A 626-nucleotide genomic window follows, 5' to 3' on the forward strand; every position below is an offset into this window, starting at 1 on the left:
CTCGCGAACTGTGTGATTGGATCACGTTTTTATGTAAGGCGCTACCCCCAAGATCCATTGGCACTTTTATCGAGCTTTTAATCGGGGCCATGCTAAGCCCAACGGGTTTTGTGACTGATGCCTATCTCATGCTCGATATGCGTAATCACTGGACTAGCTACTACAAGTGGCTACAAAAAGGGAAATGGTCGTGGCTGGCCCTGGCAAGACAATTTATACGGTTGGTGTTGGCAACCTTGCAGCCTGACGTAGTGCATTTGGTTATTGATGATACCTTGACGCTTCGGGCCTCCAAAAGAGCTCCCGGAAGTCAGATGCATCATCAGCATGGCAACAAGCCGAATTTGGCGAAGTTTGTGCGCGGGCAATGCTGGGTTAGTTTGGCTATGATCATGCGCCGAACGGATCATACACCAGTGGCATTACCGGCGTTGTCGCGGCTGATACCCAGCGCCAGCAATACTGGAAAATTGGTGGCGGCAAACACCTTGATACGCAGTGTTTATCGGTTGTTTGCCGGCAAAACCGTTCGAGTTCTCGTGGACAGTTGGTATATGCGGCGCGTGTTTATTGACGCGATGCTGGAGCACAATTTTGAGGTGATCGGGCAGGTTCGAATCGACACC

General features: G+C 50.8%; 1 protein-coding gene. It reads left to right on the forward strand.

The annotated features are described in order from the left end of the window. Window positions 1-8: 8 nt before the first annotated feature. A partial coding sequence (locus tag ACXAFR_RS27455) for an IS701 family transposase (protein ID WP_475183385.1) occupies window positions 9-626 on the forward strand: 618 nt, incomplete at its 3' end.

Source organism: Pseudomaricurvus sp. ABR4_320, assembly GCF_056159445.1.